Source organism: uncultured Parasphingorhabdus sp. (genome assembly GCF_963677535.2).
In the GTDB taxonomy this organism is placed as follows: domain Bacteria; phylum Pseudomonadota; class Alphaproteobacteria; order Sphingomonadales; family Sphingomonadaceae; genus Parasphingorhabdus.
In genome coordinates this window covers 1,599,637-1,619,641 of the sequence record NZ_CAXXUT010000003.1, presented here as the reverse complement: position 1 = coordinate 1,619,641, position 20,005 = coordinate 1,599,637, and the positions used below count along the sequence as shown (strand labels likewise).

Genomic DNA, 20,005 nt, shown 5'->3' with positions numbered 1-20,005 from the left:
CCCCGCAGGACTAGAGGATCTTGCTCAACAAATGGTTAAGCATAAGGAGGCGGGCCCTGCTCCCGCGGCCGGAGCGCCGCGCCTATTCGGCAGCCTCCAGCGCCGGCTCGCCCTGCCCCGCACCCTGCTGTGAATTGGGGCCGTAAAATTTGAGCACCCCGTCGTCGACGGGATCGTGGCGCAATATCTTCCGGTCGAACCGATAATCCTGGTTGAGCTTCCACGGCATGGCGGTGCTGTTGCGCGGCAATTCGTCGATCGACCGCTGGATATAGCCGGAGGAGAAATCGAACAATTGCTCCCGCTCCAGCTCCTTGTCCAGCACCGGATTGGCGATCCGCGTCGAGGTCGCGTCCATATGGTTGAGCAGGCGGCAGGTATATTCCGAGACAATATCGGCCTTCAGCGTCCAGCTGGCGTTGAGATAGCCGAAGACGATCGCCAGATTGGGAATGTCGGAGAACATGCAGCCCTTGTAATAATAATGATCAGGCCAGTGCACCGGCTTGCCATCGACCTCGAAGGCGACCTTGCCGGCCACCGCCAGCTTCAGCCCGGTCGCGGTGACGATGATATCCGCGTCCAGCGTCTCGCCGGATTTCAGCCGGATGCCATTCTCGGTCACCGTATCGATATGGCCGGTCTTCAGATCGGCCTTGCCCGCGGCGATCGCCTTGAACATGTCGCCGTCGGGCACCAGGCACAGGCGCTGCTCCCACGGGCCATAAGGCGGCGTGTAATCTTCCTTCACATATTTGTCGCCCAGCTCTTTCTTGAGCGGCTTTTCCAGCTTGCGGATGACCTTGTCCGGATTGTCGCGCGAGGTGCGGAAGGTGATGTCCTGCATCCACACATTCTTCTTGCGGATGATCGCATAGGCCCATTTCTCCGGCATGATCTTGCGCAGGAAATTGGCCAACCCGTCCTTTGCCGGGCGCGAGGCATACCAGGTCGGCGTGCGCTGCAGCATGGTCACATGGCTCGCCTTTTCCGCCACCACCGGCACGATCGTCACCGCCGTCGCGCCGCTGCCGATGATCACCACCTTCTTGCCCGCATAATCGAGATCCTTGGGCCAGAATTGCGGGTGGACGACCTCGCCCTTGAAATTCTGCAAGCCCTCTATCTGCGCGTCATAGGGATTGTCATAATCATAATAGCCGGCGCCCATATAGACGAAATTGGCGTGCATCACGACCCGGCTGCCGTCGGCTTTCTCCGCCGTCACCCTCCAGCGCGCGTCCTCGCTCGACCAGCTCGCCGACAGCACCTTGTGGCCAAATCGGATATGTTTCTCCAGATCATGCTTGGCCTTGATCCGGTGGAGATATTTGATGATCGAGGGACCGTCGGCGATCGCCTTCTGCTCGGTCCACGGTTCGAAACTGAAACCCAATGTGTGCATGTCGCTGTCGCTGCGGATGCCGGGATATTGGAACAGGTTCCAGGTCCCGCCGATATCGTCGCGCCGCTCGACAATCGCAAAGCTCTTGCCCGGACATTTGTCGCGCAGATGCACCGCCATGCCGATCCCGGATATGCCCGCGCCGACGATCAGCACGTCGACCGATTCTGTAGCCGTTTCGCTCTGTTCCGCAAATTTAGTAGCCATTGCCGTCTCTCCCAGCTTTTTGCATCTTATGCCATTGCCGGCGACGAGTTGCAATTGGAGATTTAATTGGCCGATTAAGCGCTGCTGCCGGCGCCGCCAGAGAGGCTCTTAACAGCCCCGCAAAAGCATGATAGCGCCGCGCCATCGAAACGTTTTTCCTCTTGATCGGCCTCGCCCTGGCGGCCACCGGCCTGACGCTGATGATCCGCAGCGACCTGCTGTATATCCGCGGCGGCACCCGCCGCGTGCCCGCCCAGATCGTCCGCCACCAGATGCAGCGGCGCGGCGGCGCGACGCTGTATAGCGCGGTGCTGCTGGTGCCCGACGAGCGCGGCGGCTTTATCGAGGTCCGTGACCCCCTGACCACGCCCTTCCCGACCCCGGTGATCGGCGAGCGCCTGACCGTCGTCCACCCGACCGGCTACCCGGCGAGAGCGCGCATCCCCTATCCGTGGTTCCGGGCGGGGGTTTATGGTGTGCTGGGCTATGGGTTTGTGGTTTGTTTGTTGGGGGTTACGGGGTTGGGGTGAGGTGGATGTATGCAGCTATCGATTTTTACAAAGCCTGCTTGTCGTCAGCACGACGGAAACGATATAGACAACACACCTTATGCGAACGATTAAGATTTTGGCCCCTCAAGCAAGCGGAACCAATCTTTTACCGTAAGTTTAAGACGATCAATTTCATCATCGGCGAGCACACCGCAGTGTGCAATTGGACCTCTAAGGTTATTTAGAGATGACATCACCCGTCCCAGCGCCTTCTGATTACTAATAATACCACCAAACAAATCCCAATTATGTCGAATTATATCGCCAAGTTGTCCAAAGGTAGTATAGTCTAAATTGTCATCTGAGCGACTTGTAACGCCAAATTCCAACTCTCTCTTCTGGTTTAAACGAACCTCTTCCTGAACATTCGGCGGCGCGTGATCATCCCACCAATTTTCCTCAAAAGAATCCGAAAGTGTATCATTAATCAACTTACGCATGTCATTTTCTAGCATATAAAACAGCTTATAGAACTCAGCCATGCTCTCTGCAGAATCTCGCAGACTTGAAGAGAATTGGGAAACGGAAGCACGCAATTGTTTGTCATTTAGGTCTGCAGCGGAAGCGATCGGTTTGGACGGCATTGACTCTTCCACTGCAAGCTGCATCGACGCAACTTTAAGAAAAAACAATTCAAGCTGCTCGTCATTTTTCATTTTAGAAGATTTTCGCGCACCGAACGGAAAATTGCATTAAGAACGTTCAAATCAGACGTCTCCGGTACTACGATGTTTATATTATACGCGATTCCCAATTTTTGTTCTTGCTGCATTGGTTGAGCTTCAATTCCAACCGCCTCGACTTTATCGTCAGATGATGCAACTTGCCCAGTGAGTGCATGATTAAAGTCTGGATCAACAAATGATCTTATTGTCAAAAACGTTCCCTTAATAGCTTTTACAACGTTATCAGTCGATTTCAGCCCAGTTATTTCGACGATGATATCTCTGATTTTTTGTTCTTCAATGTTATAAGCATAGTCGCTACGTTTGAAAATCTCTGGAAACGCATTTTTAAGCCCCTGATAAGTAGCGAATGATCGACCTCCCTCTGTTCGAAAGCGAGCATACAACTCTGTCGTGGTTCCATCGCTATTGAGAAACTCCATTTTCTTGAGAATTGGGATACACGCTCTCGCTGCCCCCCCTGTTCTTTTGACAACATTTTCTAAAAAGTCATAATTGAATTTGTCTGGCTTCGCCAACTCGATGATCTTATCAAGGATCCCCTTTAGGGTGCCATAGGAAGCTAAATAAGGTAAGTTTCCAGGAATCTGCCTTCTTGGAGTGCTTTGCTTACCTTTTTTTGGCTTTAACTTTTCGCTGCGATCGTCGCCATCTGTACTGCTGTCATCGACCATTTTATTTGCCCCATAAACAAGTATCGCCTATCTTTGTCATACTACATACTTATCTTGTCAAGCTTCGAGGAATTCTGAATTGCTATTGATCTGTAGCTAATGTCTCGCAAGGCACATCCGATGGTCTTAAAGGTCGGATCAGACCTCCAGTCGTTTCAGACCCTACCCCAATAAATCCATCCGACCGATCTGCCGCAACATGCTGGCACTATCGAGATAGACGCGCTCGTTGACCAGGCGTTCGCCGTCGAAGAAAAACACCGCGATGGTTGGCACGCGAAAGGCTTTTCCGGTTGGCGCGCCGCCGGCGAATTCTCCCTTGTTGGTGCCAAGCAGGTCGAATTCGGCAATGATGCTGTCGTCGTCGGCGACGTGGAAGCGGACATTTTCGTGGCGCTGGTCGGGGAAGGCGGTGCGCTGGGCGCGGTGATAGGCGATGACTTGATCTTCGCCGTCATGGACCTGGCCGGTCGGCATGATCTCGTAGCGCGGGCTATCGGCAAAGGTCGCGATGGTCCGGTCAAATTCCTGCGCCACTTCCGACGCAAAATGTTCCTTCAGCAGCGCCAGCCGCCGCGCGCGCAAGTCATTTGTCATATCCGGCCCCTCCCCCAGGTACGATGGTGATGGACGGAGGCGCGGCGATTGTCAAAAATGTTTCGCGGGGCGGATGACGGCGCACTTTCCTACACAGTGCCAAATAGGTTATATTTACTCCATTTGACCAACCATACCAAAACGCCGCACCCCCTGTGCAGCGGTCGAGATGGTTCCTTACAAGGAGTAAAACCTATGACATTTCAGGACGAATTTATTCACCGCCTGCGGGTGGTGCGGGGTGAGGCTACGGGGGATGGTGGGGAGGATAGCGGTCCTTCGACAGGCTCAGGACGAACGGACGAGCGGGAGAGTCGTCATCCTGAATTTATTTCAGGACCTTTCGCGGGTGAACCGGAAGACCGGGGTGTGAGGGACGGGGTCCTGAAACGAGTTCAGGATGACGAGGACAGCTCAGGTCGGGGTGACGAAAATGTGCAGGTACAGGGCGGAGAGCTGACACCCCCCTCCCGCTTGCGAGTATCAGGTCGATCAGTCCCCCGGACTGATCTGGAACTGCCGGGGGCAGTTCCACCTGATACTGGGCCGGGGGTGGGCCTGTGCGAGACCAAAAGTGCTGCTCCCGATACACCCGACATCCCCACCCCTAGCCCCTCCCGCGAGCGGGAGGGGGATTCTACCCGCCACGACGGCTGGCACCGCGAGCTGCGCGTCAAATTCCTCGAAGCGCTCGCGCAGACCGGCAATGTCCAGGCGTCGGCCTATTTTGTCCAGCGCAGCCGCCAGTCGGCCTATGATCTGAAACGGCGCGATCCGGATTTTGCGCGGGCGTGGCTGGCGGCCCTGGTGCTGGCGCGGGAGGAGGCGCAGGACAAGTTGCAGGAGCGGGCCATTGAAGGCGTCGAGGAGGAGATTTTCTATCATGGCGAGGTGGTGGCGACGCGGCGGCGCTATGACAGCCGGCTGCTGCTCGCGCATCTCGCCCGGCTCGACAAGATTGCCGCGCAAATCCCGGCGCAACGCGGGGCGGCGCGCTTTGGCGATATGCTCGACGCGATTGGCAAGGGCGAGGACACCGCCCCGCTGATCGCCACGCCGACCGAGGAGGAGCTGGCGATAGCGGCCGCCGCGGCCGAAACGCTGTCGGACGCGGGGCCGGCTTCCGGGCCGGGTTCGGGGCTGGACGAGGCGGACCTGCCGGAATTTTACGCGCTCTGCGATCCCGACCTTGACGATGCGCCTTCTTATTATCGCATGACCCCCGAAGAAGCCGCGGCATTGGAGCGCGACTGTCCCGGCGTGACTGTCACCCCCACCGGCATCCGCAGCGACGCGGCGGTCAACGCGCTGCCCTGGCACAGGGAAGCGCCGTTCGAAGACGGGAGCGACGCGGCAGAACAGGGAATTTATCTATAACCGTGTAAAGTTTGTAAAGTTCGGGTGCGATGAAAACGCTTCCCCGTCATCCTGAATCTATTTCCGGATCTCGTGAGACTGAGCCGGAAGATCGGCTCAACCCGATCGAAGCCTCTCATCTTCAGAGGAGGGGCTTAAGCTAAGGAACCGCAGGCCTAGCCCGCAGCCACCCCGAACAGATCATGGTCGTCGGCGTCCTCGATCACCGCGTCGACAATATCGCCCACGGCCAGATCGGCGCGGACGTTGCGGAGGAAGACATTGCCGTCGATCTCGGGCGCATCGGCCTCGGACCGTGCGGTCGCGCCGATGTCGCCATCCTCGTCGGGCTCGCCGATGTCGTCGATGATGACGGGGAGCGTGCGGCCGACCTTGGCCTGCAGCTTGGCGGCGCTGATCCGGGCGGTGACGTCCATGATCCGCTGGTAGCGCTCTTCCTTGACCTCGTCGGGCACCGCGCCGTCAAGGGCATTGGCCGCTGCGCCCTCGACGGGCTCGAAGCGGAAGGCGCCGACCCGGTCGAGCTGGGCTTCCTCGAGCCAGTCGAGCAGATACTGGAAGTCGTCCTCGGTCTCGCCGGGAAAGCCGACGACGAAGGTCGAGCGGATGGTGAGATCGGGGCAGATGTCGCGCCAGCTCTTGACCCGCTGCAGCACCTTGGCCTCGTTGGCCGGGCGCTTCATCCGCTTGAGGACGTTGGGCGCGGCGTGCTGGAACGGGATGTCGAGATAGGGCGTGATCTTGCGCTCGGCCATCAGCGGGATGACCTTGTCGACATGCGGGTAGGGATAGACATAGTGGAGCCGGGTCCACACGCCCTGCCCTTCCGGCGTCCGCAGCGCGCCCAGCGCGGCGGCGAGATCGGTCATATGGGCGCGCACTTCGCGGCCCTGTCCTGTGGGTCCGTTCCACTGGCGGGACTGGTGGCGGATATCGACGCCGTAAGCCGAAGTGTCCTGGCTTATGACGAGAAGCTCCCTGGTGCCGGCCTCGACCAGCTTCTCCGCTTCGCGCAGGATCGCATCGGGGCGGCGGGACACGAGGTCGCCACGCAGGCTGGGGATGATGCAGAAAGAACAGCGATGGTTGCAGCCTTCGCTGATCTTGAGATAGCTGTAATGGCGGGGCGTGAGCTTGAGACCCGCTTCGGGCACCAGATCGACAAACGCGCCGCGGGCCGCCGGAGCCGCTGCGTGGACCGCAGTGACGACATCCTCGTACTGATGCGCGCCGGTGACGGCGAGCACATCGGGGAAGCGCTTCATGATCACGTCGGCTTCATTGCCCATGCAGCCGGTGACGATCACCCGGCCATTCTCGGCCATCGCCTCGCCAATCGCCTCGAGGCTCTCTTCCTTGGCGCTGTCGAGGAAGCCGCAGGTGTTGACCAGCACGACATCGGCGCCGGCATAGTCAGCCGACATGTCATAGCCGTCGCTTCTGAGCTGCGTCAGGATGCGTTCGCTGTCGACCAATGCCTTGGGGCAGCCAAGCGATACCATGCCCACTTTGGGCGGAGAAGGGATTTGGGTAGCCATAGGGCGCGGCCTTTAGGCGCAAATGGCCACCGAGTCACGCCAGATGTGCAATGCCCGCAATTGGCGGTTCCCGGCGGGGTGCTTGTCGAAGCGCTGCAGGAGGCGTATAAATGGCGGCAATCCGCACGACATGGTCCTGCTGACCTGACCTTCGCGGGTAAACAGGGAGGATGATATGAACCTATTCGATGTGAACTGGATCGCAGTTGTCGTGGCCGCGCTGGCGGGCTTTCTGGTCGGGGGCATCTGGTACGGGCCAGTCATGGGCAAGAAGTGGATGGGCGCTGTCGGGCTGACCGAAGAACAGATCAAGCAGGGCAATATGGGCATGATCTATGGCGGCGCCTTTGCCTTCAGCCTGGTCGCCTCGTGGACTCTCGCCCATACATTCGCGACCTATGCCGTGGATCTCGATTTCGGTGTGAAAGTGCTGACCGCCTTTGGCGTGGCGCTGGGCTTCATCGTTCCGGCGATCGGCACCAACTATCTCTTCTCGCAGAAGAGCAAGACCCTGTTCTTCATCGACGCAGGCTACTGGCTGCTCTTCTACATCGCCATGGGCGCCGTGCACGCCTGGCTTGGCCAATGAATAGAGGACGCTGGACCAAGTGGGGGGACGCCGGGGCTGCCAAAGATTGGGAGGGAGTGGCAACACCCGGCTTGCTGACCTTACGAACGAAGCGCCGGCGGGTTCCCCCCAAGCCGGGAAAATTTGAAGAGAATTGAACGATATGTCCGGTCCGCGCGTAGGCTTTCCATAGTGACAGCCGATGCAACAGCCGGAGTAAAGAAATGGAACTGGTCGACATATTGCGATGGACCGCAAGCATCAGCGGCATGATCGCGGCTGCCATGGTCTCCCTCAACGCGGGCGCCAAGGTCAGCGGATACGGATTCGTCCTGTTCTGCGGCTCATCGATCGTCTGGATCAGCGCCTCGCTGCTTGATGGCAACAATCCGCTGGCGATCCAGAATATTGTCCTGCTCGGGATCAATCTGTTCGGCGTTTACCGCTATCTCTGGCGCAAACCGAAGGAAAAGGCGGCGGATTGAACCGAAAGGCTGCTCAGGTCCTCCCGGCGAGCGTATCGGCAATGATCCGCCAGACCCGGGGGTTGAAGCCCAGCCCCATATGACCGCCATCGACGCGGATGTTGCGGGCCTGCGAATTGTAGATATCCTTGGCGATATCGGGTCCGACGATACCGTCGCGGTTCGAATAGAGCACGGTCAGCGGCTGATCGAAGCCGATGCTGTTGCGCTGATGCACTTCGCGCTCGAACTGGTCGAGGCGCAGATCATTGGCTTTGGCGTAGCGCTGTCCCGGCGTGGTATATTTGGGACCGCCGATGATAGGGGTGCCCATGGTGATCACCTCGCGCACCAGATGCGGCGACAGGCGCGCGGTTTCACGGGCGATGATCCCGCCAAGCGACCAGCCGATCAGAGTAAACGCCTGCTCGCCATTGGCCGCGAACCGCTCTTCCGCGACTGCGCTAAACCGCGCAACATCGCGGTCCACCGAGCCCTTGTTGCGGCCTAGCGACCAGTCGGCAACGTCATAATTGATCCGCCGGAGAAAGGCTTCCAGCGGGCGCATCGACAATTCGCTGCCGCCATAACCGGGGATCAGATAGACCGGCCGGCCATCGCCGCGCGGTGCGGTGACCAGCCGCGGCCACTGCAGGCCAAAGCGCATCAGATCGAACGGCAGGGTCAGTTCCCCCAGTTGTGCCAGTCTGTGCGGCGGACGAAGTCCGGTAGGCATGTCTAGTGTGTCGACCATCAGCAAGCTCCGTCAGTGAGCTGCCAAGATAGTGGTTTATTTCGCAGGCGCAACATGAACCAAACTATAGTCCGGTTCAGGCTTCATCCTTCTCCGGCGTCTCGGCACCGTTGCCGGGAATGATCTCGACGATGATATCGCCGGCCTCCAGCTGTTTCGCTTCCGGCTCCCAGAAACCGAATACCGCGTCCCCGCGATAGATCCGCACACCCAGACCATTGCCGACGACTTCGCTCATCCCCATGCCGACTTCATCCTCGGACACCGACCGCTGGACCAGTTTGACCCGGCCAGTGGCAGAAGCAAGATCGCTGAGATAATCGGAAATCTTGGCCCCTTCGCAACTGCCGGCGAGCAGCAGCCCGGCAAAGCTGACCGGATTGATGACAGTGGTTGCGCCTGCCTGCCGCGCCAACAGTTCATTATCAGCCGCCTTGATCGACACGCTGATCGGCAAATGATAGGCCAGATGGCGTGCGGTCAGTACGATCAGGATGCTGGTGTCGTCCCGTCCGGCCGAAACGATCAGCGACCGCGCACGCGATATTTTCACATTCATCAAGGCATTGTCGCGTGTGGCATCGCCGTTGATCACCGCACAGCCCAGTTTTTCGGCTTGCGACAAGGCATCGTCCGATGAGTCGATCACGACTATTTCCTCTGGATTGGTGCCGCGAGCAAGCAGTTCGTGTACTGCTTCACTGCCACTCGTGCCAAAGCCGGCGATCACGATATGGTCGTGCAAATTGCTTTGAATCAGTTTCATGCGCCAATTGTCCCAGGTTCGTTTGAAAACAAAATTATAGGCCGTGCCGACAAAGATTAGCACGACAAAGATACGGATAGGAGTCACTACCAGCGCATCGAACATGCGCGCCCTTTCCGTCACCGGAGCGATGTCGCCATAGCCGGTGGTGGTGATCGAGATCATCGTAAAATAAACGACATCGAGAAAGCTGACATCCCCGTCATAACTGTCCTGCAGGCCATTACGGTCGAAATAGTGTACCGCCACGGCCATGCCGATCAGAGCCAGAACAAAGGTCACTCGCCAAGCAATATCGGCCCAGACCGGCAAGCTGGGTCGCCGCCGGAGCGTAAAATAGTCTGAAAGCTTGCGGTTGTTGCTGCTTGCCATAGCCGATTCAGCTGCGTTTCGGCAGGTGGATGCTGGGATCTACCGGCTTGCGGTTCTTGCGAATTTCGAAATGCAGTTGCGGCTCCTGAACATAACCGCTTTCCCCTGCGAGACCGATTATCTCACCGGCCTTGACTTTCTGGCCCCGCGTTACGTCAAGCTTGTCGGCGTGGCCATATGCCGTGACCCAGCCGGATCCGTGATTGATCAGGATCAAGCCACCGAATACACCGATTTCATCGCCACTATAAGCTATCACCCCGTCTGCCGCCGCCCGGATGGGAGTCCCCTTGGATACGCCGATGTTGAGACCGTCGTTGACCTTGCCACCCCCCTTGCTTCCGAAACCGGAGATTATCCGTCCATCGACCGGCCACTGGAATTGTCCGGAGAAATTTGCCGGCGTGGCTATAGCGACATTCGGCGTTGTGGCTTTCCGCCAGTCGGAGGCCTCTCCTGCGACTGCACCATCGGCCAGCGCTGGCTGGCTGCCGGTAACAATATCGTCGATTTCCAAATCAAAAGCAGCGGCTCGTTGCTCGATACTCAAATTCGCGGGATCGCTCGGAGCCGTGGCCGGCAGCAGCAATTTTTGCCCCACGCGCAGAATATAAGGCTCTTCCAGCCCGTTAAGCGCCACGACGTCGCGCCACGGCGCACCATAAGCACGGGCAATGGCAATACCGGTCTCGCCTGGCTTGACTGCATGATACCGGCCGCCGGTAATTTTCAAGCGCTGCCCGGGATGGATGACATAAGGCTCAACCAATCCATTGGCCGATGCGATGATCTGCGAGCCGGTACCAGTCTTGTTAGCGATCCCGCGCAAAGTATCACCCGGCTGCACGATATAGGTACCCGAATTTACCTGTTGCGCGCTCGCGGTGACCGGACTTGCCTGCCAGGTCGATAGAGGCGCTTTCTCTGGTGCAGTCCCGAACACAACAGGGTCCGTAACCAATTCAGGTGCGGACGGAGACGGAGTATAGTCGGTGCGCCCCGGCGGAATGCAGGCTGTTACCACCAAGAGCATTATCAGGATCGCAATATCACGCATATAGGCTCCCATTGGCCAACCTCTTCCCTACGGAAACACGATTATTAGCAGCAAAAGCACAGCTTGCCAGCGTTGCTGGTCAAAGCCTAGTAAATTCTCGGGAGAGCGGAAACCGGTCAGGGATAGAGTTTTTTCAAACCATCCATGGAATCATAATGGGTAAGATCCAGATGCAATGGTGTGACCGAGATATAACCGTCGGCGATCGCTTCCAGGTCGGTGCTGTGCGCCGGCGTCTCCACCATCGGCCCGAGTCCGAACCAATGATATTCAAAACCGCGCGGGTCACGATTGCTGACAATCTGTAGCCGCCCATAATCGCGAATTCCCTGCGACACGACCTGCACGCCTTTGACGTCGCTGGCAGGGACAGCCGGGAAGTTGATATTGACCAGTGTCCGGTGATCCATGCGTTGCTTGATCAGCGGCCGGAGTACATGTTCTCCCCACTGGACGGCCGCTTCAAACGGCACATCAGCACCAAGATCGCCTCGCGCATAAGCCTGGCTTAACGCAATCGAGGGAATGCCCGCGAGCGCCCCTTCCATCGCTGCCGACACGGTCCCGGAATAGGTCACATCCTCGCCGAGATTGGCACCGCGATTGACGCCCGATAGAATGAGATCGGGCGGCCCGTCCTTCATGATTTTGGCGACGGCCATCATCACACTGTCGGTTGGTGTCCCATCAACAGAATATTGCTGGTCCCCGCGCTTGCGTATACGCAATGGCCGGGTGATCGTTAGCGAATGACCGGCACCCGAATTTTCGTCGGACGGCGCGACAATCCAGATATCATTGGAAAAATGCGAAGCGATATCCAGCAGGATTTTCATCCCGGGCGCATCGAAACCATCATCGTTCGTCAGCAATATTCGCATTATACCGGCCCCAACTTGTCGATTCCGCCCATATAAGGAAGCAAGGCCGATGGAATTGTAACCGATCCGTCCGCCTGCTGGTAATTTTCGAGAACTGCGACTAATGTCCGGCCGACGGCAAGACCGGAACCGTTGAGCGTGTGGACAAATCTCGTACCCTTTTCCTCTCCTTCCGGACGGAAACGGGCATTCATCCGCCGCGCCTGATATTCGCCGCACGTCGAGACACTTGAAATTTCGCGATACATATTCTGGCCGGGCAACCAGACTTCCAGATCATAGGTCTTGCGTGCCGTAGCGCCCATGTCACCGGCACAGAGCAGCATTTTCCGATAGGGCAATTCGAGCGCTTTGAGAATTGATTCAGCCGCTTCCGTCATCCGCTCATGTTCGGCGTCGCTGCTGTCCGGATGGGTAATAGCTACCATCTCGACCTTTTCAAACTGGTGCTGACGGATCAGGCCCTTGGTATCCTTGCCGGCCGACCCGGCTTCGCTCCGGAAACACAGGGTAAGCGCCGTCAGCCGGATCGGCAGCTGCGTCTCGTCCAATATCTCGCCGCTCACGCTGTTGGTCAAACTGACTTCTGCTGTCGGAATCAGCCAATGGCCATTGGTGGTCTGAAAGGAATCCTCCGAAAATTTCGGAAGTTGCCCCGTTCCGAACATGGCCTGATCGCGAACCAGCACCGGCGGTGCGCATTCCTCGAAGCCGTTCTCGACTGTCTGCTGGTCGAGCATGAACTGCCCGATTGCCCGTTGCAAACGCGCGATCTGCCCGCGCAGAAAAGCAAACCGCGAACCGGACATTGCGGCAGCCGTTTCAAAATCAAGCCCGAGCGCCGGACCGATGTCGCTATGGTCCTTCGGGTCAAAATCAAAATTGCGTGGTTCGCCCCAGCGATCGACTTCGACATTGCTGTCTTCGTCTTCGCCCGGCGGGACACCGTCCGCCGGAAGGTTCGGCAACGCTGCTAGCAAGCCCTGCAACCGCGCGGAAACTTCCCGTTCTTCTTCCTCTATCCCGGGCAATTTGCTTTTCAGATCGGCAACTTCGGCCATAAGCGCCTGCGCCGTATCCTCGTCACCCTGCCCCTTGGCCTTGCCGATTGCCTTGGACGCCTCGTTGCGGCGCGCCTGCCCTTCCTGGATCCGGGTTTTCAGAGCGCGGCTCTGCTCGTCCAGCGCGAGGATGTTCTGCGCCACTGCCTCGACTCCGCGCTTTGCCAGCGCAGCGTCGAAATCTTCCGGATTTTCGCGAATAAATTTTATATCATGCATAAGCACTGCCTATGCCGAGCGTCGGTTTCACTTGCAAGACTGCAAAGAAAAAAGCGGCCGGAGTGCACCGGCCGCTTTTTCTGTTTTCCCTGCTCTGTATTGCTCAGGCAGCAACCGCCTTTTTCGCTTTGCGACGGCGGGCAAACAATGCCGCTGCTGCTGCGCCAAAAAGCAATACAATGGGTGGCGCCGGGACATCCGTACCACCGGTTGATCCGCCTGTGCTTCCGCCAGAAGACGAACTGGAGCTGCTGCTCGATGAGCTGGAACTGGACGAACTGCTCGAAGAGCCGCTCGACGTTCCGCCGAAGCTGGAGGAGCCGCCGGTTGCGCCAGACGAACTGCTGGTAGAACCGCCTGTCGCCCCGGACGAGCTGCTGGTGGACGAACCGCCCGAGCTCGACGAAGACGAGCTGGAACTGCCGGACGACGAGCTGGAACTACCCGATGATCCTGAACTTCCGTCCCCTCCACTTGAGCCGTGTCCCCCGCCGCTGGAACCATGCCCTGGCTTGCCACCACTCGATCCGGACGAACTGCTGGACGAGCTCGACGACGAGGAACTGGACGACGAAGATGAAGAACTGGACGAGGATGAACTACCTCCCGAGGAGGTGCTGGACGAACCACCGCTGCTGGTCGATGAAATTACCACGGTACCGCCACCGGTGCTGCCCCCACCGAAGAAGCCGCCAAAAAATCCGCCACTGCCGCCGCCGCTGCTGCCACCAATTACAACCGGGACCGAACCACCGGTGCTGCTGACAGGGGGAGCAGGCGGAATATAAGGAGGAAGAGGAATGGCCTGTGGCGCCGGCGTCTGGGCGATCGTGACTACCGATGGCTGGCAGGCCGTCGTCGTCTTGGTGACCGTGCGCCTGATCCGCTTTATCTTGCGGGCGGGCTCACCCTTTTTGATTGCACGAGCCCGCAGCGGTTTCTTCTTCGACATCTTCTTAACATATGGAGCCGCAGGTGCCTCAGAGACATGCACTGCGCCGCCTCCGATCAGCGCTCCCCCGCAGGTGCAAGCGCATAATTTTGCCAAAGCCATACGTACCGACATAATCTATCTCTCTTCCGCTTCAGACATTATCAAACAGCAGGCTTCTCGAAGCCTTGCCCCTGTTTGCCGTCTCGACATGCTTCAGAAAGACAGAAGAAATGGTAAATAACAATTGCATTAACGCTGTTTTAGAGTGGGAAACGCGAAAATAAGTTAACAGATCGTACCCATTCAGGGTTAATGTCCCGAATTGGAACTCATACGGACCGCTTTCTTGTCATATCGCTTTTAGAAATCGGATTTTGCGCCGGGACCATTGCGGTCCCAAGCTTATTTTCCGGTGCAAAATCAAACCGCATATTGGGTTGACCGGGTCCGGTATTCTACAAAATCCGGATTATTGCATGAACAGCGATTTTGCGCCTTGTTTCCAATAACTACGCTGGGTATAGGCCCGCCCTATATATGGTCCCGCCTTCCGAAGTTCGGGTAAGGCATGATGTTTGGAGAGTATGTTGGCATCCTCGGTAGAAAAAGCATCCGCAAAAAATAGCGAAAATGGCGCAGATATGGTCCTCTCGGACGGCTATGAACCGAGCGAAGACGAAGAATTCATGAACGAGCGGCAGCTCGCCTATTTCAGGAGAGCCCTGAAAAAATGGAAACAGGAAATCATCGACGAATCCAAGGAAACCCTTGCCCATCTGCAGGACGGTCCGATCCAGGACGCCGATCTCAATGACCGGGCGTCGAGTGAAACCGATTGGGGCCTGGAACTGCGGACCCGTGACCGTCAACGCAAGCTAACATCCAAAATCGATGCGGCTTTGCGAAGGATTGACGAAGGCGAATATGGTTATTGTCAGGTGACCGGCGAACCGATTTCGCTCGACCGGCTGAAAGCCCGGCCAATTGCAACGATGACCGTGGAGGCCCAGGAAGCGCACGAGCGGAACGAGAAAATCTCGCGCGATCAGTAGTTTGATTTTTCTCTAGAGCAAAACAAAGGTTCTCTCTGGCGCCTTGGCAACGGCACTGGCCTGCTCGGGTTACCGCGTTAATCCAGCGCTTTTGCGAGAAACAATGCTTACTATTAACGAAATTTGCACCAATTTTACCCTACTACTTCCTTTGCGACACATGTATTTACATTTACCGGCTACGGGAAGCTCATGAACGAACCATTTGACGATAGTCTGAAAATGAACAGTCAGGCCCTCGGCCATTCGAAGCGGGAGCTGGAGCGCGACAGCCTGTTTCTGAAGGCTGCTCTGAGCTTCGTCGATGGTGATGATTGCGGCGAAGTCCGGATTCGCAACCTGTCAGCCGGCGGCCTGATGGCCGAAGCACCGGTACTTGCCAAGCGGGGCGACAAGGTCCAGCTGGAGCTGCGCAATATTGGTCAGGTGACCGGACATGTCGCATGGGTAGCCCAGGGCAGATTCGGCGTGGCGTTTGACCATCCCATCGATCCGAAACTCGCACGGCAACCTGTCGGTCAGAAAAAGTTGGAATTACCGCACTATCTGCGCCAGCATGGGAAAAAATCCCCGCATTTGCACAAGAGACAACGCTCCCGCTGATCTTCCGGTCAAGGCTCAATATTAGACTTGATTAGAACTACTTCCCTGCATAGGACGGTTTAATCATTCGATTAAACGGGAGCAGGACATGGCTGGACCACTTACAGGTATCAATATTATCGAATTCGCTGGCATTGGTCCCGGCCCCTTTTGCGGCATGATGCTCGCCGACCAGGGGGCGACCGTTACCGTTCTGCACCGCCCGGGAGCGGCGCCCGATCCGCGCCTTGCCCTGTCCCGTTCCCGTAATCTGGTCGAGATCGACCTGAAATCAGAAGACGGCATCAAGACTGCCCGTGATCTGGTCAAAACTGCCGACGGCCTGATCGAAGGCTTTCGCCCCGGCGTCATGGAACGTCTCGGCCTCGGGCCGGATATATTGCTCGCCGACAATCCCAAACTTGTTTACGGTCGGATGACCGGCTGGGGCCAATATGGGCCACTCGCCGCCGCAGCCGGCCATGATATTAACTATATTTCCGTATCCGGTGCCTTGCATGCGTTCGGACGAGCGGGTGAAAAACCGACCCCCCCGATCAACATGGTTGGCGATTTTGGCGGCGGCGGCATGATGCTGGCCTTCGGCATGGTATCCGCCCTGCTCCACGCCAAGACCGGCGGCACGGGCCAGGTTGTGGATTGTGCGATGACCGATGGTTCCGCCGCTTTGATGGCGATGATCTTCGACTTTCACAATATCGGCCAGTGGCAGGACGAGCGAGGTGTCAATTTGCTCGATACCGGGGCGCATTTCTATGACACCTACGAAACGGCTGATGCCAAATATATCTCGATTGGATCAATCGAACCCCAATTTTACGCAGAGCTGCGGCAAGTGGCCGGTATTGCAGACGATAGCGATTTCGACGCCCAGATGAATCCGAAACAGTGGCCGATGCTGAAGGAGAAACTGACAGATCTGTTCAAAACCAAAACCCGCGACCAGTGGTGCGAGTTGATGGAGGGAACGGATATATGCTTCGCGCCGGTACTGTCGCTGGCAGAAGCCAAGGAGCATCCCCATAATATCGAAAGAGAGGCGTTTGTCGATGTCGGTGGACTGAAACAACCGGCACCAGCGCCGCGCTATTCGGTTACGGTGTCCGATCCGCCCAGGCGCCCGGCTTGAGCCGAACCGGCGATTCTGTCGGCATAGCGGGGGCCAATCGGCAATTGCTTGCCATCCTTCAATATGACATAATGTTTGCGGCCTCTGCGACGCACCTCGGCAATACAGTCCCGTCGCACAATGGTTGACCGGTGAACCCGGACAAACAGATCGTGCGGCAACATTTTGTCCAGCGAGCGCATCGACTGATGGACGAGAAAGCTGCGATCAGGAAGATTTAGGCGCATATAGTCGCGCTCCGCCTCGACCCATTCGATATCCGACACCATGATTTGCAGGGCGCCGTTCCCGTCCTGCACCCACAGGCGGTCAACCGTCTCCGTTCCCCGGTCATTCCCGGCTCGTGTCCGATTTGCGATGGCCCGCTCTACCGCTTCGCGCAACAGCGACTCCTTCACCGGTTTCAGGAGATAGTCTGTGGCTTCCAGCCGGAAAGCCTGCACCGCGTAAGTGCTGTGGGCCGTTGTAAAGATAATCTCCGGCATATGCCCGAGACCCTGACAGAATTCCGCCACCTTGAGCCCGGAAAATTCTGGCATATCGACGTCTAGCAGCACGATGTCTGGCGGGTTCAGTCTGATCTTCTCGATCGCCTGGCGACCGCCATTGGCCAATGCGATTTCCCCGAACAACCGGATTCGCTTGCACAATGCCTTAAGCCGGGTGCGGGCCAGCGGTTCATCATCGACAATCAACACCGAGGGCGGCTTCCTGGCCATTCTCATATATCCTGGAAAATCAGGGACGGATCGGGCAAGATGATAGTGGCGATCGCCATCCCGTCCTTGCTATTGGCCAAGAGCAGCGACGCATTCTGCCCGTATAGCGCTCGCAACCGACTCTGGATATTGGTCAGTCCAGTCCCGGTCCCGGCAGCCCGGTCATGTGGCTGCGCAGGCGGAATTTCCACCCTGCCGTCATTGGCGACGCTGATCCGCAGACGATCTCCCTCGATACGTGCGGATATGATGATATTAAGCGGCTGGTCCGCTCCCGAAACGCCGAACTTGATGGCATTTTCGATCAGCGGCTGGATGATCAGTGCCGGAATGCTCCAGCCATTTGCAGCAGGTTCGATATCGACAAAATAGTGAAGCCACTGGGGGAAACGCATACGTTCTATTTCCAGATAGCGTACCTGCTGGGCAATCTCCTGCTCCACCGTAATCATATCCTGCGCGCCACCGGTCAAAACAGCACGCATATAGTCGGCCAGGTCATCGACCAGTTTCTCCGCCTGCTCGTTCTGCCGATCGATGATAAGGCTGCTGACCGAATTCAGCGCGTTGAAGACAAAATGCGGATTGAGCTGATAACGGAGCGCCCGCAACTCACTCGCCCGATTGACCCGCTCCAGTTGACGACTGTGCTCCATCATTCTCTGCACGTTTTTGCTGTGCGAAAGGGCCAGATATAATGCCCCCCAACTGACCAGAATGAAATAGCGGGTAAAAGCCTCGTCCAGAACATAGGTCCAGTCAAAGGAAGCGAAATCAACCGGCTCGAGAAGATAGGAAAAGTCGAACAGCCGGGCGTCATGATCAAAGACGATCTGATCGATTAGCGCGATAAGATTGGCGAGGATCATGGTCGGCAAGCTCAACATGAATATGGCAGCCCCCATCCCCTTGCACCGGACTGCAATCAGCAGCCGATACAGCATCCAGGTAAAAGTGATACAGATGATGGTCATCAGGATGCGCTGCAGGAACAGGGCGTCTGCATTCATCTCGGGAACATATAAGATGCGACTGCTCACGAACAAGAAATAGGCGCTCCAAATCCCGAAAATCGATTTGATCGCAAGATCGCGATTGACGGGAAACAGCCGGCTGAACAGGGACAGCGTCCGGCGCTCGGCATTTTGTGCCGGTTGCATGGACGGATGCGGGTTCACGAAGCCGGATTGCTGCTATTCTTGTCGATCCCCCGCCGGGTCCGCCAGTAAGTCGCGAAACTGGCGAGCCAGTGGCTGCCGGAATAATGCGGTGTCCGCACGGCTTGCTCGCCGGAATTTCCGTGTAGTCTGGCGGATGCGAGAAGCGCTGCGCGCCGCGGATCGTCTTCCGGAAGTGCGGAAGCCATGCCTTCCAGCGCCCAAGCCCGCGACAGATTGAGACCGTCGAGATGGACCAGTTTCCCGTCGGTCGGATCTTTCACAACGCCCATTTCGAGCCAGTCGCCCCTTCCATCGGTTGGTAGCGCGGGAAGAAAACCCGAAAGCCATTCGGCATATTCCCGCTGATTCATTAACCGCCGCATCAGATCGGCTACCATGAGACAGGATGACAGAAAATCTTCACCCGAAGGTTCATATGCCATCGGACAATCCCGGTCCTGGCGATGGAAATCCAAGGCTTTTTCGCGCACCAGGGCAGTCATTTCGCGATCACCGCTACGTGCAGCCCAGTCGAGGAACAGGCCAAAAGCAAAAGCGGACTGGTTGTGGGTCCCAAGCCGGACAGGATAGGCGAGTTTCGGCAGCCAGTTCTTGATATTGTCGACGATCAGAGCTTCCAGCGGCTGCAGCCGGTCCAGCCACAGCTTCGCCTGTTCGGCCTTGCTACCCTCGCCCTTGGCAATATCGCGCAGTTCCGCAGTCAGTTGCAGAAACCATGCGATGCCATAGGGCCGCTCGAAAGCCGTGCGGTCCGCCCCCTGGAAATAGGCCAGTTCACCGGCAACCTTCGCCGCCGTAAAATTCGCTGCCAGCGCGGCAGCAATCTCGTCATCCATATCGGGAACCAGATCCTGACCCCAGAGCCGGATCAGCAACCAGTGGCCGTGGACAGCGCTATGCCAATCGAAACAGCCGTAGAATAGCGGCGTCAGCTTTGCCGGCTCGGCGACATCGGCGGCGCTATTCAGGACATGACTGATCTTGTTGGGATATTGTTTGTTGATGCAGTTAAGGGCGATCCGGGCATAAGCCTGTTCGGCCCGGCGCGGCTTCAGCGCATTATCCGCCGGATCGGGAGCGGTATTGCGACGTTCGAACACGCCGCGATCCTCTGGAGAGGATGTCTTGTCTTCCTCGGCTGCGGAACATCCTGCCAATGTCGCGATCACCAGACCAACCAGTGTTTTTCGATAGACCATGAGACACTCTC

22 protein-coding genes are annotated in these 20,005 nt (G+C 57.5%); 9 read left to right on the top strand and 13 right to left on the bottom strand.

What is annotated here, in order from left to right:
• Positions 1-82 precede the first annotated feature (82 nt).
• Positions 83-1,612 (bottom strand): NAD(P)/FAD-dependent oxidoreductase, encoded by a 1,530-nt coding sequence (locus ACHZCJ_RS14875; protein ID WP_321327289.1) that lies wholly within the window; start codon positions 1,610-1,612, stop codon positions 83-85.
• Positions 1,613-1,773: 161 nt separating this feature from the next.
• Between ACHZCJ_RS14875 and ACHZCJ_RS14870 the strand changes: the two genes are divergently transcribed.
• Complete coding sequence (locus ACHZCJ_RS14870) at positions 1,774-2,142, top strand: hypothetical protein (RefSeq protein ID WP_321327287.1); 369 nt, start codon at positions 1,774-1,776, stop codon at positions 2,140-2,142.
• An 89-nt stretch (positions 2,143-2,231) separates the two neighbouring features.
• Here the strand turns inward: ACHZCJ_RS14870 and ACHZCJ_RS14865 are convergent, their stop codons facing one another.
• The 3 genes from ACHZCJ_RS14865 to ACHZCJ_RS14855 form a co-directional block, all read right to left on the bottom strand.
• Entirely contained in the window at positions 2,232-2,819 is a 588-nt protein-coding gene (locus ACHZCJ_RS14865; RefSeq protein WP_321327286.1) for a Swt1 family HEPN domain-containing protein, read from the bottom strand.
• Positions 2,816-3,523, bottom strand: coding sequence for a DUF5343 domain-containing protein (locus ACHZCJ_RS14860; protein WP_321327284.1), 708 nt, complete (start codon positions 3,521-3,523; stop codon positions 2,816-2,818). Before ACHZCJ_RS14860 ends, ACHZCJ_RS14865 begins: the two co-directional genes overlap by 4 nt.
• 162 nt (positions 3,524-3,685) lie before the next feature.
• On the bottom strand, positions 3,686-4,120 hold the full coding sequence (locus tag ACHZCJ_RS14855) for an ester cyclase (RefSeq protein WP_321327282.1): 435 nt from the start codon (positions 4,118-4,120) through the stop codon (positions 3,686-3,688).
• Between the two features lie 195 nt (positions 4,121-4,315).
• On the opposite strand from ACHZCJ_RS14855, the gene ACHZCJ_RS14850 reads away from it, so the two are divergent.
• Positions 4,316-5,497 (top strand): hypothetical protein, encoded by a 1,182-nt coding sequence (locus ACHZCJ_RS14850; RefSeq protein ID WP_321327281.1) that lies wholly within the window; start codon positions 4,316-4,318, stop codon positions 5,495-5,497.
• 155 nt (positions 5,498-5,652) lie between these two features.
• Here the strand turns inward: ACHZCJ_RS14850 and rimO are convergent, their stop codons facing one another.
• Positions 5,653-7,035 (bottom strand): 30S ribosomal protein S12 methylthiotransferase RimO, encoded by a 1,383-nt coding sequence (gene rimO / locus ACHZCJ_RS14845; protein WP_321327279.1) that lies wholly within the window; start codon positions 7,033-7,035, stop codon positions 5,653-5,655.
• Between the two features lie 175 nt (positions 7,036-7,210).
• Between rimO and ACHZCJ_RS14840 the strand changes: the two genes are divergently transcribed.
• Both ACHZCJ_RS14840 and ACHZCJ_RS14835 read left to right on the top strand, forming a co-directional pair.
• A complete protein-coding gene (locus ACHZCJ_RS14840) occupies positions 7,211-7,624 on the top strand; it encodes a DUF1761 domain-containing protein (RefSeq protein ID WP_321327277.1) in 414 nt (137 codons plus the stop codon).
• A gap of 203 nt (positions 7,625-7,827) precedes the next feature.
• Positions 7,828-8,088 (top strand): hypothetical protein, encoded by a 261-nt coding sequence (locus ACHZCJ_RS14835; RefSeq protein ID WP_321327276.1) that lies wholly within the window; start codon positions 7,828-7,830, stop codon positions 8,086-8,088.
• A 13-nt stretch (positions 8,089-8,101) separates the two neighbouring features.
• Here the strand turns inward: ACHZCJ_RS14835 and ACHZCJ_RS14830 are convergent, their stop codons facing one another.
• The 5 genes from ACHZCJ_RS14830 to serS form a co-directional block, all read right to left on the bottom strand.
• Positions 8,102-8,821: an alpha/beta hydrolase gene (locus ACHZCJ_RS14830; protein WP_321327275.1), complete on the bottom strand. Its 720-nt coding sequence runs from the start codon at positions 8,819-8,821 to the stop codon at positions 8,102-8,104.
• Positions 8,822-8,897: 76 nt separating this feature from the next.
• Positions 8,898-9,959 carry a TrkA family potassium uptake protein gene (locus ACHZCJ_RS14825; RefSeq protein WP_159645529.1) on the bottom strand — a complete coding sequence of 354 codons (1,062 nt, stop codon included), beginning with the start codon at positions 9,957-9,959 and terminating at the stop codon, positions 8,898-8,900.
• A gap of 7 nt (positions 9,960-9,966) precedes the next feature.
• Positions 9,967-11,016 (bottom strand): M23 family metallopeptidase, encoded by a 1,050-nt coding sequence (locus ACHZCJ_RS14820; protein WP_321327273.1) that lies wholly within the window; start codon positions 11,014-11,016, stop codon positions 9,967-9,969.
• 116 nt (positions 11,017-11,132) lie between these two features.
• Positions 11,133-11,897: a 5'/3'-nucleotidase SurE gene (gene surE, locus ACHZCJ_RS14815; RefSeq protein ID WP_321327272.1), complete on the bottom strand. Its 765-nt coding sequence runs from the start codon at positions 11,895-11,897 to the stop codon at positions 11,133-11,135.
• On the bottom strand, positions 11,897-13,177 hold the full coding sequence (serS, locus tag ACHZCJ_RS14810) for a serine--tRNA ligase (RefSeq protein WP_321327271.1): 1,281 nt from the start codon (positions 13,175-13,177) through the stop codon (positions 11,897-11,899). The genes surE and serS overlap by 1 nt, the downstream gene beginning before the upstream one ends.
• An 11-nt stretch (positions 13,178-13,188) precedes the next feature.
• On the opposite strand from serS, the gene ACHZCJ_RS14805 reads away from it, so the two are divergent.
• From ACHZCJ_RS14805 to ACHZCJ_RS14785, 5 genes are all read left to right on the top strand, one after another.
• The gene (locus ACHZCJ_RS14805; protein ID WP_321327270.1) at positions 13,189-13,965 is read left to right on the top strand and encodes a hypothetical protein; all 777 of its coding nucleotides are present in this window, start codon (positions 13,189-13,191) and stop codon (positions 13,963-13,965) included.
• Positions 13,966-13,977: 12 nt separating this feature from the next.
• The gene (locus tag ACHZCJ_RS14800; protein ID WP_321327269.1) at positions 13,978-14,352 is read left to right on the top strand and encodes a hypothetical protein; all 375 of its coding nucleotides are present in this window, start codon (positions 13,978-13,980) and stop codon (positions 14,350-14,352) included.
• Positions 14,353-14,695: 343 nt separating this feature from the next.
• Complete coding sequence (dksA, locus tag ACHZCJ_RS14795; RefSeq protein ID WP_159647998.1) at positions 14,696-15,163, top strand: RNA polymerase-binding protein DksA; 468 nt, start codon at positions 14,696-14,698, stop codon at positions 15,161-15,163.
• Positions 15,164-15,355: 192 nt separating this feature from the next.
• On the top strand, positions 15,356-15,766 hold the full coding sequence (locus ACHZCJ_RS14790; RefSeq protein ID WP_236553965.1) for a PilZ domain-containing protein: 411 nt from the start codon (positions 15,356-15,358) through the stop codon (positions 15,764-15,766).
• A gap of 88 nt (positions 15,767-15,854) precedes the next feature.
• Positions 15,855-16,895 carry a CaiB/BaiF CoA-transferase family protein gene (locus ACHZCJ_RS14785; protein ID WP_321327267.1) on the top strand — a complete coding sequence of 347 codons (1,041 nt, stop codon included), beginning with the start codon at positions 15,855-15,857 and terminating at the stop codon, positions 16,893-16,895.
• Here ACHZCJ_RS14785 and ACHZCJ_RS14780 read toward each other — a convergent pair.
• The 3 genes from ACHZCJ_RS14780 to ACHZCJ_RS14770 are packed head-to-tail and all read right to left on the bottom strand — an operon-like array spanning position 16,853 to position 19,994.
• Positions 16,853-17,614 (bottom strand): LytTR family DNA-binding domain-containing protein, encoded by a 762-nt coding sequence (locus ACHZCJ_RS14780; protein WP_321327266.1) that lies wholly within the window; start codon positions 17,612-17,614, stop codon positions 16,853-16,855. The genes ACHZCJ_RS14785 and ACHZCJ_RS14780 overlap by 43 nt on opposite strands.
• 2 nt (positions 17,615-17,616) lie before the next feature.
• Positions 17,617-18,774, bottom strand: a complete 1,158-nt coding sequence (locus ACHZCJ_RS14775) for a histidine kinase (protein WP_321327265.1) — start codon at positions 18,772-18,774, stop codon at positions 17,617-17,619.
• Between the two features lie 14 nt (positions 18,775-18,788).
• On the bottom strand, positions 18,789-19,994 hold the full coding sequence (locus ACHZCJ_RS14770; RefSeq protein ID WP_321327264.1) for a DUF2891 domain-containing protein: 1,206 nt from the start codon (positions 19,992-19,994) through the stop codon (positions 18,789-18,791).
• Between the last annotated feature and the right edge of the window lie 11 nt (positions 19,995-20,005).